This window comes from Kitasatospora sp. NPDC034533 (assembly GCF_055575155.1).
Genome location: NZ_JBVITE010000010.1, coordinates 38,240 through 52,996, shown reverse-complemented (window position 1 = coordinate 52,996; position 14,757 = coordinate 38,240). Strand labels below are relative to the sequence as shown.

10 protein-coding genes and 1 pseudogene are annotated in these 14,757 nt (G+C 74.2%); 7 read left to right on the top strand and 4 right to left on the bottom strand.

Annotation, left to right across the window (positions count from 1 at the left end; genetic code table 11):
* Window position 1: 1 nt before the first annotated feature.
* Window positions 2–1,138 carry an ABC transporter substrate-binding protein gene (locus tag ACZ55U_RS09975; protein WP_465524379.1) on the bottom strand — a complete coding sequence of 379 codons (1,137 nt, stop codon included), beginning with the start codon at window positions 1,136–1,138 and terminating at the stop codon, window positions 2–4.
* 225 nt (window positions 1,139–1,363) lie between these two features.
* On the opposite strand from ACZ55U_RS09975, the gene ACZ55U_RS09970 reads away from it, so the two are divergent.
* Both ACZ55U_RS09970 and ACZ55U_RS09965 read left to right on the top strand, forming a co-directional pair.
* Window positions 1,364–2,245 (top strand): helical backbone metal receptor, encoded by an 882-nt coding sequence (locus ACZ55U_RS09970; protein ID WP_465524377.1) that lies wholly within the window; start codon window positions 1,364–1,366, stop codon window positions 2,243–2,245.
* Window positions 2,246–2,265: 20 nt separating this feature from the next.
* Window positions 2,266–2,991, top strand: a pseudogene (locus tag ACZ55U_RS09965) (M55 family metallopeptidase); the annotation flags it as partial.
* A gap of 139 nt (window positions 2,992–3,130) precedes the next feature.
* Here ACZ55U_RS09965 and ACZ55U_RS09960 read toward each other — a convergent pair.
* The 3 genes from ACZ55U_RS09960 to ACZ55U_RS09950 form a co-directional block, all read right to left on the bottom strand.
* Window positions 3,131–5,518, bottom strand: coding sequence for a hypothetical protein (locus ACZ55U_RS09960; protein WP_465524375.1), 2,388 nt, complete (start codon window positions 5,516–5,518; stop codon window positions 3,131–3,133).
* 344 nt (window positions 5,519–5,862) lie between these two features.
* Window positions 5,863–7,497, bottom strand: coding sequence for a lipase maturation factor family protein (locus tag ACZ55U_RS09955; RefSeq protein WP_465524606.1), 1,635 nt, complete (start codon window positions 7,495–7,497; stop codon window positions 5,863–5,865).
* A 342-nt stretch (window positions 7,498–7,839) separates the two neighbouring features.
* Entirely contained in the window at window positions 7,840–8,910 is a 1,071-nt protein-coding gene (locus ACZ55U_RS09950) for a GAF domain-containing protein (RefSeq protein ID WP_465524373.1), read from the bottom strand.
* A 415-nt stretch (window positions 8,911–9,325) separates the two neighbouring features.
* Here ACZ55U_RS09950 and ACZ55U_RS09945 point away from each other — a divergent pair, with 415 nt between their 5' ends.
* The 5 genes from ACZ55U_RS09945 (at window position 9,326) to ACZ55U_RS09925 (ending at window position 14,705) form a co-directional block, all read left to right on the top strand.
* Complete coding sequence (locus ACZ55U_RS09945; protein WP_465524371.1) at window positions 9,326–10,597, top strand: acyl-CoA dehydrogenase family protein; 1,272 nt, start codon at window positions 9,326–9,328, stop codon at window positions 10,595–10,597.
* A 412-nt stretch (window positions 10,598–11,009) separates the two neighbouring features.
* Window positions 11,010–13,268, top strand: coding sequence for a sensor histidine kinase (locus tag ACZ55U_RS09940; protein WP_465524369.1), 2,259 nt, complete (start codon window positions 11,010–11,012; stop codon window positions 13,266–13,268).
* Window positions 13,265–13,696 carry a roadblock/LC7 domain-containing protein gene (locus tag ACZ55U_RS09935; protein WP_465524367.1) on the top strand — a complete coding sequence of 144 codons (432 nt, stop codon included), beginning with the start codon at window positions 13,265–13,267 and terminating at the stop codon, window positions 13,694–13,696. The genes ACZ55U_RS09940 and ACZ55U_RS09935 overlap by 4 nt, the downstream gene beginning before the upstream one ends.
* Window positions 13,693–14,073 carry a DUF742 domain-containing protein gene (locus ACZ55U_RS09930; RefSeq protein ID WP_465524365.1) on the top strand — a complete coding sequence of 127 codons (381 nt, stop codon included), beginning with the start codon at window positions 13,693–13,695 and terminating at the stop codon, window positions 14,071–14,073. Before ACZ55U_RS09935 ends, ACZ55U_RS09930 begins: the two co-directional genes overlap by 4 nt.
* Before the next feature lie 56 nt (window positions 14,074–14,129).
* Window positions 14,130–14,705 carry a GTP-binding protein gene (locus ACZ55U_RS09925; RefSeq protein ID WP_465524363.1) on the top strand — a complete coding sequence of 192 codons (576 nt, stop codon included), beginning with the start codon at window positions 14,130–14,132 and terminating at the stop codon, window positions 14,703–14,705.
* The last annotated feature ends 52 nt before the right edge of the window (window positions 14,706–14,757 follow it).

Here is a 14,757-nt window from a genome sequence, read left to right as displayed (position 1 = left end):
GCTACCGCCCGTTCTCTGCGGGGTCGGCACCCTTGGCCGGATCGGCACCCTTGACGGGGTCGGCACCCTTCACGAGGTCCGGATGGACGGTGGCGGCGATCTGCCGGACGGCGTCGGCGTTGCGCACCCCCGCGATGGTGGTCACCTCGGAGCCGAGCCGGACGAAGTGCCCCTCCTGGACGGCCTTCAGGCCCTGGGTCGCGGGGAAGCCCTTCAGGAAGGCCTCGGCCTCGTCGAAGGCCTTGCGGGTGGCCTCCTCGCTGCCCCGGTTGCGCACGGCGAGCTGGATCCAGTCCGGGTCCTTGGCGACCACGTCCTCCCAGGAGCCGGGCTTGAAGTCGGCGTCGCAGTCGGCGAACACGTTGCGGGCCCCGGCCTGGGCGATCACGGCGTTGGCGACCTGCCGCCCGCAGACTGCGACCGGCTGCTTGGTGCCGGCGTCGAAGTCGAAGACGAAGTAGCTCGGCCGCTGCCCCTCCGGCACGGCGGCGAGCGCGGTGCGGACCTCGCCGAGCTGCTTGTCCATCCCGGCGACCAACTCCTCCGCCCGCGCGGCGGTCCCGGTGACGGCACCCATCCGGCGGACGTCGTCCGCGACCGCGGTGAGGTCGGTGCGCGGCGCCTTGGCGGCCTTCGGCGTCCCGGCACAGGCCGTGGAGAGCAGGAAGACGTGCTGGATGCCGGCCGCGGCGAACTCCTCCTCGCTCGGGCCGGCGGCACCGCCGCCCATCATCGGCATCGCGCCGAAGGTGTCCACGTAGAGGTCGGCGCCGGAGCCGAGCAGCTTCTCCTTGGGGATGCCCTTGTCCCCGAGCACCGGCACCTTGGCGCCCTGCTCGGCCACGGCGGCGGGCAGCGTGCCCTTGCCGGGCGGGAAGCCGGTGCCGATCACCCGGTCGCCGGCGCCGAGTTGGAGCAGCAGCTCCAGGCTGGACGCGTTGCTGGTGACGATCTTCGTCGGGGCCTTGGCGACGGTGGTCTCCTTGCCCGCGCAGTCGGCGACCTTGACGGGGTATCCGCCGTCCGGCGCGGCCTGGAGGGTGACGGAGGGGCTCTGCCCGCCGCCGGCCCCGCTTCCGCAGGCCGTGGCGAACAGGGCGACGGCGGCCGCGATTCCGCAGACGATTCGAGGGCGCATGACAACTCTCTCCTGGTCGGTGATCGTGCTGGGCCCGTGCTGCGGACCCGGAGCAGGTAGTCGGCCGGCCCGGGCGCCGGGTTCCCGGGCAATCGCGTCGGGTCTTGAGTGCCTCGGCGGGGCGCTGCGGGCCCGACGGGGCGCGTGGCAGAGCGTTGCGGTCCCGACGGGGCGCGACGGGCCTCGACGGGTCCTCGCGGGCGCTTCCGGACATAGGGTGGCCGGATGGCCGACCCCACCGCCCCGCGCGACGACCTCGACCTCCCCGTCCGGCTCGGGCCGCGCCCGCCCCGCCGGGTGGTCTCCCTGGTGCCCTCGCTGACCGAGGCGGTCGCCGTCACGGCGCCAGGCCTGCTGGTCGGAGCCACCGACTGGTGCACCCATCCCGCCGACCTGTCCGTCACCCGGATCGGCGGCACCAAGAACCCGGACGTCCGGCGCATCCTCACCCTGGCACCGGACCTCGTCCTCGCCAACGACGAGGAGAACCGCATCCCGGACCTGGACGCGCTCAGAGCGGCCGGTGTCCCCGTCTGGGTCACCGACATCCGCACCCTGGACGACGCCTTCCGCTCCCTGGGCCGGATGCTGACCATCGCCTGCGGGCTGCCCCGCCCGGCCTGGCTGGGCGAGGCGCAGGCGGCCTGGTCCCGGCTCGGGAGCGGCACCGACCCCCAGGGGCCCGGCGGCCCTCGGACCGTCGTACCGATCTGGCGCCGCCCGTGGATGGTCCTCGGCCGCGACACCTTCGCCGGGGACCTGCTGCGCCGGCTGGGCCTGCGGCTCGTCCACGCCGACCACCCAGAGCGCTACCCCGCCGTCCCGCTGCCCGAACTGCTCGCCTGCGGAGCGGAGTTGGTGGTCCTGCCGGACGAGCCGTACCGCTTCTCGGCCGAGGACGGCCCGGAGTCGTTCCCCGGTACGCCGGTGGCGCTGGTCAGCGGACGGCACCTGACCTGGTACGGGCCGTCCCTGGTGGCCGCGCCGGACGTACTGCGGCAGGCACTGGACCACCCGTTCCGGCCGGGCGGCAGGGGTGGCGCGGGCGGAACAGACGGCAGCGCAGGAGGAACAGACGGCAGGGGTGGCGCGGGCCACGACGCCTAGACTCCCCGGGGCATGAAGATTCGTTGGCGACGGCCGAGACGACCAGCGTGATCGCCGGCGTGCTGGACGCCGAACCCGCCGCCGAGGTGTGGGTCGCCGACGCCCACGGGCCGTTCCGCAACCTGCTGCCGGAGGAACTCGACCGGCGGGCCCGCCTGGTGCGCGGCAGACCGCGTCCGCTGGGCATGCCCGGTGGGCTCGACGACCGGACGGACGCGGTCCTGCTCATCGGCTACCACGCCCGTGCCGGCCACGGCCGGCCGTGCTGGCGCACACCATGAACGACGGCGTCCTCGACGTGCGCTTGGCCGGGCGCTCCATGGGAGAGATCGGGCTCAACACCGCCATGGCCGGGCACCTGGGCACGCCGGTCGTCCTGCTCAGCGGAGACGACAGCGCCGTACCGAACTGCGTGGTCTGGTGCCCTCCACGGCCACCGCCGCCGTCAAGCAAGCCCTCGGCCACCGCGTCGCCGTCACCCTTCACCCCGAGGGAGCACGGGAGCGACTGCGCCGTGCGGCCGCCGAGGCCGTCACGCGGCACGCGGACGTCTCCCCGCCGGCCCTCGCCGGACTGCTGGAGGTCGAGGTCGACCTCTTCGCGCCGTTCACGGTCGACCTGACCACCCTCGTGCCGGGCGTCGCACGCGTCGGAGGCGGACGAACGGCCGCCTTCACCGCCGCGGCTTCGCCGAGGCGTACCGGCTGGTCCTGCTGCTCGCACAACTCGCGGCCCTCAGGCCGGCCAGGCAGCGCTCGATCCGGGCGGTTCACGTCGCGGCGGGAGACGAGGGTGACCGACCACGCCACGCCAGCGCAGCCGGAACACGGCAGGGCCCGGGACGCGAGCACGCGTCCCGGGCCGGAGCCTCGCCGTGGTACGGCGTCAGCCGCGCGCGGCGGCGACGGCGGCGCCCAGCGCCTCCTTGATCCGCGGGCCGAGGCGGGCGAAGCCCAGCTCCTTCATGGCCGCCCGCAGCAGTTCCTCGTCCGTCCGCTCGGCGCCGTCGCCGTCCACCCACCGCACGACGGCGAGCAGCTCGTCGGCGGAGTAGGCGGTCACGGGGCGACCGGGCGTGAAGTCCGGCTTCGCGGGACGGGCCTCGGTCACCGGCTCGGGCTCGGCGGCGGGCGCTTCAGCGGCGGGCTCAGGCTCGGGAACCACGACCGGCACGGACTCGGCGACGGGCTCAGCCTCGACAGCCAACTCAGGCTCGACAGCGGGTTCCTCGGCAACGGCCTCGGGCTCGGAAACGACAACCGGCTCAGCTTCGACTGCCAACTCCGCCTCGGCGGAGGGCTCTTCAGCCACGGGCTCAGGCTCGGGAACGACAACCGGCTCGGGCCCGGCGACGGGCTCAGCCTCGACAGCCAACTCAGGCTCGGCGGCGGGCTCCTCGGCAACTGCCTCGGGCTCGGAAACGAGGACCGGCTCAGGCTCGGCCTCGCGCTCGACGGTCTCCGCCTCAGTCACCTGGGCCTCGGCGGCAGGCTCGACAACCTCCGCGGCCGTCTCCTCGACCGCGGCAGGTCCCTCCACCTCGGCTTCAACCACGTCGGCGACGGTCTCAGCCTCGGCGGCAGGAGCCTCAGGCTCGACCCCGGCAGCGCTCTCGGCAACCTCGGCTTCGACTGCCTCGGCCTCGGCCTCGGCGGCAGGCTCCACCGCGACGGCCTCGGGCTCATTCTCGACAGCCGGCTCGACCTCAGGAACCTCAGCGACCTCGGCAACCTCGTCGACCGGCTCCTCGACCGCGACCTCAGCAGCGACCGCCTCGATCCCAACGGCCTCAGCAGCAGCCTTGTCATCTGCGGGAACGGCCTCGGCCAGGGCGGCGGTGGCGGCGGCCACCAGGTCGTCGGCCGCCGGGGAGGGCGCCGGGAGGGAGACCACGGCCGCCGGGGTCTCCTCCTCGGGCTGCTCCGACTCGGGCTCGGCAGCAGCGACAGCGACAGCCGCATCCGAAGCCGCGTCGGCCCCGGCGTCAGAGTCGGACTCGGCGTCAGAGCCGGACTCGGCCTCGGCCTGCACCTCGGCAGCCGCAACAGCCTCGTCGGCCTCCACCGCGGGAGCCGTCACCGAGACCGGGGCCTCCTCCACGAGCCCGTCCCGCTGACCGCCGGCCAGTGCCTGGAGGGCAGCCGCCTCGGCGCCGGCCAGATCGGCCGTCTCCTCCGCCTCGGCCTCCTCCACACCGGAGTCCTCGGCCTCGGCGTCAGCCTCCGTCCCCGCCGTGACGTCAGCCTCGACCTCGCGGTCCTTCTCCTTCTCGACCTCGACCACAGACGAGGACTCGGCCGCCTCCTCGGCGACGGGCTCCTTCGCCAGCCCGTCCCGCTGCCCGGCCACCAGCGCCTGGCGGGCCGTGTACGCGGCCTCGGCGGCGCGGCGGTCGGCCTTGGCGGCGGCCAGTTCGGCCAGCAGGTCGGCGAGGCCGGCCGCCTCCAGTCCGGCACGCAGACCACGAATGGTGGGCAGGCGGTAGAGGGTGCCCTCGTCGGCGGCGAGCCGCTCGACCAGGTCGATCAGCTCGACGAAGGACAGCCCGTCCAGGTCGTGGTCTGGCAGCAGGCGGGCGAGGCCGCGCAGGCCGGTGTTGATCGCCTCGAAGGCCTGGGCGGTGCGCTCGACCAGGGCGCCGTCGGCGGGCACCCTCGGGAGGGTTCCGCTCGGGGCGAGCGCGGTCCAGGCGCGGCGCTCGATCTCGGCGGAGGTGAGGGCCTCGTGCAGGTCCTCTCGGCGGATGCGGCGGTCGGTCGCGAGCGCCACGGCCTGCTTGCGCAGCGAGCGGGCGCGCAGCCAGGACAGCTTGACGCCGTTCTCGCGGCGCCAGGTGCTGTCGGCGGTGGCGGCGGCGAGGGCCCCGAGGTCGGCGTCGTACGCGGCGGGGAACAGGGTGGCGGAGGTGCGGTGCACCCGCTGGAGCATCTCGACCAGCAGCGCGGTCTTGGCGACGGTGTCGGGCTCGTCGAGCTTGGCCTCGGCGGCGAGGGCGACGACGGCCTCCCAGGTCTGCGCGAGGTCGCTGCCGCGCAGTTCGGCGAGGGCCGTGGAGGCGGCGCGGGCGTCCTCGGGGGTCTCGACGGTGTCGACAGCCGCGTACCAGGCGTGGGTCTCGGCGTCGAGCGTGAAGGCCCCGAGTTCGGCGTAGCGGCCGAGGTCCTCGCGGAGGTCGGGCTCCGCGGCGGCGTCCTGGGGGTCCTTGACGTCTGCGGCGTCGGCGACGTCCGCCGGGTCGGCTGCGTCGGCGTTGCGCGAGTGAAGCACTGTCATGTGAGGTCCGGTTCTGGGCGACGACGGCGGGGCTGGCGGCGAGGGGGCGGCGGACCGGTCGCGCGGGGTAGCCCCTGGGGCGGGGCGAGGGGGCGCGCGGTCGGGCTGCCGGTTGTGGACGCCCAGAATACGGGTGCCCGTTCGAGCCTTGCACGCACCCACCGCCGCGACGGGCGGGTGTCGTGTGCCATACCGCCCGCCTGGCCGCCACTCGGGCGATCCGAGCGGGTGGTCCGAGTCGGCCGTCCGACGTCGGCCCCGCGTCGGCCCCCCGTCGTTCCTGGCCAACCCGGGCGAACGGGCGGACGGGCAGACAGGCAGACCGGCGGACGGCGGCGCGCGGCTCACCGCGGCTCTTCGTGCCCGGGTCCGTCGGACGGGCCGGAGTCGCGGCCGGGGCGACGGTCCGGCCGGTGTTCCGGCCGGTGCCCCGGTCGGCGGTCCGGCCGACCGGCCGGCGGCCTGGCGGGCCGGCGGAACCGTTCCGGCGGCACCTCCCGGGTGCCGCGCCCCGGTGCCGGGCCCCGTCGGCCGAGCGGCGGCCGGTACCCGGCCCGGCCGAGGGTTCGCAGGTCGACCGGCGCGAGGAACTCGCTCAGCGCCGTGCGGTGCCACCACGCGCCGGTTTCCCGCAGTTCGCGCCAATCGGTGAACCGGTAGAGGTAGAGGGTCGCCCGGACGTGGGTCGGCGGGTCGTCCGGGAAGGGGTTGTGGCGCAGCAGCCGCAGGGTGGCCCGGTCACCGGAGAGCAGCCGGGCGACGAAGGGCAGGAACCAGGGGCGGGCGTAGCCGGGCGAGATGCCGGCGAACCACATCAGCCAGTCGAGCCGCAGGTGGTAGGGCGCGAACTGGCGTGGAAGGCGCCGCACGTCGCCGGGTTTGCCCTTGAATCCGTACTCGCGCCAGACGGTGTGCGGGGTGAGCACGGTGTCGTCGGTGCCCTCGACCACCACCTCCTGGCGGAGGCGGTTGATGCTGCCGAAGGCGCCGTAGGTGTTGACGAGGTGGAGCCGGTTGAAGGAGCGGTTCATGGTCTGGCCGCGGGAGACCATGTTGCGCACCGGCCAGTAGCTGAGCACCACGACGGCGGCGGTCAGCGCGATCACCAGCGCCTCGAACCAGACCGGGGAGCCGGGGTGGGAGCGGGCGTGGACGGTCAGGCCGAGGCGGGCCGGTTCCACGGCGGCGAGGGCGATGGCGATGGTCAGCCAGTTGAGCCAGGCGAAGTTGCCGGAGGCGATCAGCCAGAGCTGGGTGGCGAGGACGGCGCAGGCCGCGTAGCTCGCGACCGGCTGCGGCATCAGCAGGCCTACCGGTACGACGAGTTGGACGAAATGATTGGCGGCGGCCTCGACCCGGTGCAACGGATCGGGCAGGTGGTGGAAGAACCAGCTGAGCGGGCCGGGCATCGGCTGGGTCTCGTGGTGGTACCGCAGGCAGGTCAGGTCGCGCCAGCAGCTGTCACCGCGAAGCTTGATCAGCCCGGCGCCGAACTCGACCCGGAACACCAGCCAGCGCATCAGCCACAGCACCAGGGTGGGCGGGGCCGTGTCGGCGTTGCCCAGGAAGGCGGCGAGGAAGCCCGCCTCCAGCAGCAGGGACTCCCAGCCGAAGGAGTACCAGGTCTGCCCGACGTTGACGATGGAGAGGTAGAGGGCCCAGAGCACCAGCCAGAGCACCACCGACGCCCAGAGCGGGACGAGGTCGCCGAGCCCGGCCGCGACCGCCGCGGCGAGGGCGGCGCCGGTCCAGGCGACGGCGGCGAAGAAGCGGTCGCTGTAGTGGAGGTGGAACAGGCCGGGCGAGTACCGGAACGGGACCCGGGCGGTGAACCGGGGGACGGGCAGCATGCCGTCGGTGCCGATCAGGGCGCGGAACTGCGCGGCGGCGGCCAGGAATCCGATCAGGAAGAGGACGGCGAGCAGGCGTTGGACGAGCACCCGGCTCAGCCAGTAGTCGGGGGCGGCGAACCAGTCCATGCGGCCCATGCCTACCATCCGGCGCCTCGGGTGCGGGGCGGGTCGGGTCGGCGGGGGACGGACGGTTCACCCGCTCGGCCCGCAGCCGGCACCCCGGAGGGGTCGGCGGACGGCAGCACCGCTCCGGGTACGAGCCCACCGTTCGGCACTCCGGGCGGGAACCGCGGACGGAGATCGCGGACGGGGGTCGCGGACTGAGATGGCGGACGGCACCCCCGCGTGAACTCGCCGCCCCGGACAGCACCGTGGCGAGGAGCCTCTCCTCGGGGGTGAGAGGCGCCCCGCCACGGTGGCGGACGGTCCGCGCCGGCCGGCGTCGGGTCGGTCGGGACCGGCCGGAGTTCAGTCGGGAAGGACCAGCCCGGTGTCGCCGAAGACGGCCGGGCGGCCGGGGGCGGTGGCTCCGCTCTGCTGGAGCCGGTCGACGAGCAGCGCGGCCAGCGTGCTGATCTCCTCCTCGGTGCGGGACTGCGCGGTGACGTCCATCCCGACGGTGAGGACGCCGTTGATCCGGCCGGAGAGCGCGGACCGCAGCGGGGTGCAGGTGAAGCTGAAGACCTGCTGGCCCCGCTGCGCGTCGGGATGGCCGGACGGAACCCGGACGTTGTCGAGGACGGTGGTGCGGCCCGTGTGGTAGGCCTCCACGACGGCCCGCTGGAGGCCCGCCGCGCCGAGTTGCGGGTAGGCGGCGCCGACCGCCCCGTACGCGACCGGCGCGCCGAAGGTGTCGGCGTGCAGGGCGTTGGCGTACCGGATCTCCTGGCCCGGGCCCTCGGTGAGCATGATGGGGAACGGCGAGCCGTCGAAGGCGGCGAACATCTCCTGGCGCTGGGCGAGCAGGTTGTCGCGCAGCCGGATCTCGGAGAGCAGCGCCTCGGCGAGGTGCTGGATGTCGCGCAGCCGCTCGCGCCCCCACTGCCGCGGTTCGCGGTCGAGGACGCAGACGGTGCCGATGACGGTGTTGGTGTCGTCGACGAGCGGGGCGCCGAGGTAGGCGCGGACGCCGAGTTCGTCCACCACCGGGTTTCCGGCGAACCGGGGGTAGGCGAGGATGTCGTCGAGCGCGAGGGGGGAGCGCTGGGCGACGACGTGCGGGCAGAAGCCGTGACTCAACGGCATCTCGCGGCTGGGGAGGTCGAAGGCGATGCCGCGGTCCGCCCAGGACGGTCCGTTCTCGGCCGTGTCGGCCGCATTTGGCGGAATGTAGAGCCCCCGGAACATCTGACGTTCGTCATTGATGAAGTTGACCATCGCAATGGGAGCGCGCGTGATACTGGCTGCCAGATGGGCGAAGCGGTCGAACGCCTCGTCCGCGGACGGGTCGTTGAGCCCAAGGCCGCGCAACCTGCGGGTTCGCGCGGACTCCCCCGAGGCACCCTGGAACTGGCCTTGAGTGCTCATCACATCAGTCATGGCGCACATGTAACCAGAGATCAGCGTTTCGGGGACCGGGGGTTCAGCGCTCCTCAGCCTTGCCGATGGCCAGTCAAAACTGCACGTGGACCGATGGTCGACGGTCCGTCACGGAAAACCGAGATCAATCCCCCTTCGTAGGGAGAGCAAAACCCCTCCCGATGAAGACGGGCCGAATCCCGCCAATCCAAGATCGAATCTGGGTCGTCCCGGCGCGCCCATACAACAATGAGCCCTGCCGAAGACACGGACGGTGCCGCTTGCCGGGACACCGTCCGGTGACGCGTGCGCCGATCGCACCGGGGCGATCGGCCGGCACTCCCGCACTCCACCGGACCCCCCTGGGGGCAGCCGGAGCGGCTTCGACGGCACGGACGGAGGCACGACACCACACGCTTTCGAGAGGAACCCAGCAATGGCGATGGACTACTTCACCGACGACCGTCACGAGGAACTACGGGCCGAGGTCCGGGAGTTCGCCGAGAAGGAGGTGCGCCCGCAGGTGGCCAGAATGGAGGCCGAGCGGAAGACCGAGGTCGAGCTCGCCCGGCGGATCGCCCGCCGCGGCTGGATCGGCGTCACGATTCCGCGGGAGTTCGGCGGCCTCGGCCTGGGCCACGTCGCGAAGACCGTGATCGTCGAGGAACTGGCCCGGGTCAGCGGGGCGGCGGGCGCGATCGCCCAGGCCTCCCAGCTCGGCGTGGCCAAGGTGCTCCACTACGGCTCCCAGGAACAACGGCGCACCTGGCTGCCGAAGTTCGCCTCCGGCGAGTGCCTGCCCACCATCGCCGTCACCGAGCCGGAGTCCGGCGGGCACGTGCTCGGGATGACCGGCACCGCGGTCCGCGACGGCGACGAGTACGTGCTCAACGGCCGCAAGTGGTTCGTCGGCAACTCCCACGTCGGCGACGTGCACGGCGTCGTCCTGCGCACCGGGGAAGGCAGCCGGGGGCTGTCGGCGTTCCTGGTCGAGAGCGACCGCCCCGGGTTCCGGGTCGGCTCCCCCGGGTCGCAGGGCGGGCTGCACGGCTTCAGCTTCGGCGAGATCGTCCTGGAGGACTGCCGCGTCCCGGTCGGCCACCGGCTCGGCCAGGACGGGCAGGGGCTGGACGTCGCCTACTCCTCCTCCACCCTCTACGGCCGGCTCAACCTCGCCGCCGTCGCCCTGGGCATCCACACCGCGATCGTCGAGGACACCGCCCGGTTCGCCGAGGAGCGGGTGCTCTACGGTCGACCGCTCAACCAACTCCCGAACATAGGGCTGAAGTTGGGTGAGATGCAGTCCCGTTTGATGACAGCCAGGCTCGCCGCCTACCACGCCTCCTACCTGCTCGACCACGGGCGCGCCTGCGACGCCGAGCTGATGAACGCCAAGCTCATCAACACCGAGTACGCCCTGGACTCCGCGCGCAACGCCATGGAGATCCACGCCGCCCGCGGCCTGCAGACCGAGTTCCACATCGAGCGCTACCTGCGGGACGCCACCCACGTCTACCCGCCGGCCGGCACCTCGGACGTCCAGCGGCTGCGGCTCGGGCAGGTCGCCTCGGGCACGTACGGCACCCAGTGGTCGGCGGAGCTGTCCGACCTGACCAGCTGGGCCTGGTCCGAACTGACCCGGGAGACCTCGCCGGACGACCGGTCCGGACAGTGCGGGCGGGTGCTGCCGATGCCACTGGCGGGGTGAGGGAGGGACGGACGCGGCGGCGCACCACGACGGCCACCGGCCCGGGTCGGCGGATTCCCGGGGCGAGCGCCCCTGACCTCCGGGAGTCCGCCGGTCCGGCGGAGCGTACGGCCCTGAGCCGCGAGGCCGCGCCGTCGAACCATCCGTCCCGGCGCCCACTTCCCAACCATCAGCCTTGCCAATATCGTCAGTTGATATTGCGTGGGGTCCACCCCGGGCTGATAGCGTTCCATGCCGTCGGCGGCCGTGCTGCGCCCCGCCCCGGCCGGTGGCACCTCGTCACCGGCTCCGGCAGCCCCGGCCTCGACGCCCTGAAGCCCGGCCACGCCGTGCGGGGTCGACCCGCCGCTCGGACCCACCGGTCCGAACCGGCGTCCCGGTCCCGCGCCTCGGCCCTGCAGCAAGGAATCAGATGCCAGGCAAATCGGCCCGCCGCACGGGCCACCGCGCCGGTCGGCCCGGCTCCCTCCGCGGCCCGCTCCTCGCCCTCGTACTGGTCCCCAGCCTGGGACTCGCCGCCGCCTGGGGCTACGCCGTCCACCTGCTGCGCGGCTCCGGACAGCGCACCGCGCTGCTCACCGGCAGCACGGTCGTCGCCCTGGTGGTGCTGATCAGCCTGGGCTTCGGGCTCCGGGTCAGCCGGACGCTGTCCGCGCGGCTGACGGCGCTGCGGGCCGACACCCTGGCGCTCGCCCAGCGCGAGATCCCCGACGTGGTCGAGCGGCTGCGTGCCGGGGAGCAGGTGCCCGTCCCGCCCGCCTGGGCGCCGAGCCGCCGCAGCGGCGACGTGGTCCAGCAGACCTCGGACGGCCTCGCCGCCGTCCGCCAGGCCGCGGTCGCCGCCATCGTCCACCAGGCCCAGGGCCGCGAGGGGACGAAGAAGGTCTTCCTCAACATCGCGCGGCGTACCCAGATCCTGATCCACCGGCAGATCAGCATGCTGGACGCGCTGGAGCGCGAGCACGAGGACCCGGAGCTGCTGCGCGAGCTGTTCGCCGTCGACCACCTGGCCACCCGGATGCGGCGCAACGCCGAGAACCTGGTCATCCTCGGCGGCGCCCTGCCGGCCCGGCGCTGGCGCAACGCCGTGCCCGTGGTCAACGTGCTGCGCAGCGCGGTCTCGGAGACCGAGAGCTACTCCAGGGTCGTCGTCCAGGGCGTGCCGCGCGTCTCGCTCACCGGCCAGGCCGTCGCGGACGTCATCCACCTGGTCGCCGAGCTGATCGAGAACGGCACCACCTTCTCCCCGCCGTACACCCAGGTGCAGGTCTCCGCGCAGGAGGTGCCCAGGGGGCTGGCGGTCGAGGTCGAGGACCGCGGGCTCGGCATGACCGAGGAGGAGTACGAGCGGCTCAACGAGTACCTGGCCAATCCGCCCGAGTTGGACGTCTCCGCGCTCGGCGACGACCTGCGACTCGGTCTGTTCGTCGTCGCCCGGCTGGCGGCCCGGCACGACGTCCGGGTCGCCCTGCGTCCCTCGCCGTACGGCGGCACCCGGGCCGTGGTGCTGCTGCCCTCGGCCCTGCTGGAGCAGGCCGGGCAGCCGGCCGCGGTGCCCGGGCTGCCGTCGGGCGCTCGGATCACCCGGACACCGGTGGTCGAGGCGGGGTCCGAGGGCGGGGCCGGGACGGGCTCGGGGGCCGGGACCGGCGTCGATTCGAGGGCCGGGACCGGCGTCGATTCGGGGGCCGGTTCCGGGGCCGGGATCGGCTCGGGGGCCGGGGCGGCGGGCGGTTCCGGGTTCGGGTTCGGTACCTGGCTCGGCGCGGACGGCCTCGCGCAGGTCGGTGAGGAGCGCCCGGAGCCGTCGGGCGCGACGGCCGGGGTGTTCGGGGGGCTGCTGGGCGGGGCGCCGGGGGTTCCGGGGTCCTTCGGGGCCCCGGGAGGGCCGACGGCTCCGGTCGGGCCCGCGGATCCGGTCGGGCCGGCCGAGCCGGTCGCTCCCCCGGCGCCCGACGGTCCTCTCGGGGCGCGTGGCGTGGGCGGAGCCGGTGCGGAGGGTGCCGGTGCCGGTGCCGAAGGCCCGGGAAACGAGAGCGCGGGGACCGGGGGGGCGGGCACGGCGCCCGTCAACGGCGGGCTGCCCGTCGGTGCGCGGATCCCGGGACTGCCCGGTGCCGTGGTCGTGCCCCGGCCCGTGCCGCCGCGCGTGTACGACCTGGCGGCCGGGCCCGGCGGCGGTGGCGACAGCGGGCACGGAGGCGGCACCGGCGGAGCGCCGGCCGGTCCGGTCACGGGCCCGGCCGCCGGCACCGGCGGAGGCCCGGAGGGCCGCTCCCTGCCCGCCCGCGAGCACCCGCGGGAGAACCCCCCGGAGCGGGGCCCGGACGGCGAACTGCGGACCCCGCCGGTCCTGCCGCAGCGGGTACGCAACGCCAGCCTGGCGGAGCAGCTCCGCGAGGCCCGCCCGTTCGGCGCCCCGGCGACGGCGGCCCACGGCGCGCGCCCCGCTCCGACCGGCTACCGGCACGACACCGCCGGGTCCGACGACCCCTCGCCGGCGCGGTCCCGCGCCACCATGGCCGCCATCCAGCGCGGCACCCGCAGCGCCCGCGCCGGCGGCACCGGACCGGACGCGCCCACCCCGCCCACCGACCCGGCCACACCGGCCAGAGCGCGGCAGGCCCCGGCGGCCCCCGCCATCCACGAAGCCGAGGAACAGCAGCCATGACGCAGCCCACCGAAGCCCAGCGCGACCTCAACTGGCTGCTGGACCAGCTGGTCGCCCGGGTGCCCGAGACCCGGCACGCCATCGTCCTCTCCGAGGACGGCCTGCTCGTCGGCACGTCCCGGGACCTCGACCGGGCCGACGCCGAGCACCTCTCCGCGGTCGCCTCCGGCCTCCAGAGCCTGGCCCGCGGCGCCGGGCACCGCTTCGACGGCGGGCGGGTCCGGCAGACCGTCGTGGAGATGGACCGGCTCTTCCTGTTCGTCACCACCGCCGGGCAGGGCGCCCGGCTGGCCGTCCTCACCAGCGAGCAGGTGGACGCCGGACTGATGGCCTACGAGATCAACATGCTGGTCAAGCAAGTCGGCCAGTTCCTCACCGCGGCGCCGCGCGGCGACGTCGGCCCGGTCGGCGAGGGCGGTGGTGCGTGACGTCCGCCGCCGACGAGGGTTCGTTCTACGACAAGGACGCCGGCCACCTGGTCCGTCCGTACGCGATCACCAACGGGCGCACCGGGCCGGTCCGGGACGGCTTCGCGCTGATCACCCTGGTGGTCACCGCCGATCCACAGGCCGACACCGGCCGGCTGGCACCCGAACCGGCCACGATCCTCGACCTGTGCCGCGAACGCCCGCTGGCCGTGGCCGAGATCGCCGCCGCCCTGGACCTTCCGGTGAGCGTGGTCAGGGTGCTGCTGGACGACCTGGCCGAGGCCGAACTGATCCTCACCCGGGCCCCGGTCCCGCTCGCCGACGCGCCGGACGCCTCACTGATCCAGGCCGTGATCGAGGGCGTCCGCCGACTCTGACGGGCGGGCACCGAGCGGCGCCGCCCGACAATCCCAGCCCCTACAGGAGAACCGAATTGACGACCCAGAGCCTGGTGCCGGGCGCGGTCAAGATCCTCATCGCCGGTGGGTTCGGCGTCGGGAAGACCACCATGGTCGGCTCGGTCAGCGAGATCGAACCGTTGCAGACCGAGGAGCGGATGACCCACGCCAGCGTCGGGGTCGACGACCTCGACGGCGTCCAGGACAAGGCCACCACCACGGTGGCCATGGACTTCGGGCGGATCACCGTCCGCGAGGACCTGGTGCTCTACCTCTTCGGCACGCCCGGACAGTTCCGCTTCTGGTTCATGTGGGACGACCTCGCGCTCGGCGCCCTCGGGGCGATCGTCCTCGCCGACACCCGGCGGCTGGATTCCAGCTTCGCCGCCGTGGACTTCTTCGAGCAGCGCGGCATCCCGTTCGCGATCGGCGTCAACTGCTTCCACGGCCGCCGGGAGGCCACCCCCGAGCAGGTCCGCCGGGCCATGGACCTCGGCCCGGACGTCCCCGTCGTGCTGTGCGACGTCCGGGAACGGGCGTCCAGCAAGGACGTGCTGCTCGCCCTGCTCGACCGGGTGCACCGGGACGCCCTGGCCGCCGGACGGCGGTGAGGGCGAGCAGCCGGGAGGGCGGGCGACCGGGAGGGCCCGAGGCTCCGGCCCC